Here is an 819-nt window from a genome sequence, read left to right as displayed (position 1 = left end):
CGCAATGGCCCGGCATGGCCGAGCAACTCGCCACCACCCACCCCGTCTTCGCCCACACCCTCGACCAATGCGCCCAAGCCCTCGACCCCTACCTCGACACACCCCTGCACCACGTACTCAACGACCCCACCGCCCTGCAACGCGTCGACATCGTCCAACCCGCACTCTTCGCCGTCATGGTCTCCCTCGCCGCACTCTGGCGCTCCCACGGCATCCACCCCGCCGCCGTCATCGGCCACTCCCAAGGCGAAATCGCCGCCGCCCACGTCGCCGGAGCCCTCACCCTCCCCGACGCCGCCCGCATCATCGCCCTCCGCAGCCAAGCCCTCACCACCCTCACCGGCAACAGCGGCATGATCTCCCTCCACACCACCGCCACCCACACCCACCACCTCATCCAACCCTGGAAGAACCACCTCCACATCGCCGCCCACAACAGCCCCACCACCACCATCGTCAGCGGCACCACACCCGCCCTCCAAGCCCTCCTCACCCACTGCCACACCCACGGCATCCACGCCCGCACCATCCCCGTCGACTACGCCTCCCACTCCCCCCACATGGAACCCCTCCACACCCCCCTCACCCACCTCCTCGCCCCCACCACACCCCAACCCCTCACCACCCCCATGTACTCCACCACCCACAACACCTGGCTCCACGGCACCGAACTCACCCCCCACTACTGGTACGAGAACATCCGCCAACCCGTCACCTTCCACCCCGCCATCCACACCCTCACCACCACCCACCACCACCACCACTACCTCGAAATCAGCCCCCACCCCGTCCTCACCCCCGCCATCCACGACACCCTCG

1 protein-coding gene is annotated in these 819 nt (G+C 68.3%); it reads left to right on the top strand.

What is annotated here, in order from left to right:
* Positions 1-14: 14 nt before the first annotated feature.
* On the top strand, positions 15-819 hold an 805-nt coding region (locus V2S66_RS34325), incomplete at its 3' end, for an acyltransferase domain-containing protein (RefSeq protein WP_330801027.1).

The sequence above is a fragment of the Actinacidiphila polyblastidii genome (assembly GCF_036353415.1).
In the GTDB taxonomy this organism is placed as follows: Bacteria; Actinomycetota; Actinomycetes; order Streptomycetales; family Streptomycetaceae; genus Actinacidiphila; species Actinacidiphila polyblastidii.
Note: the sequence above shows the minus strand (reverse complement) of the source record. Positions and strands in the feature narration are given on the sequence as shown.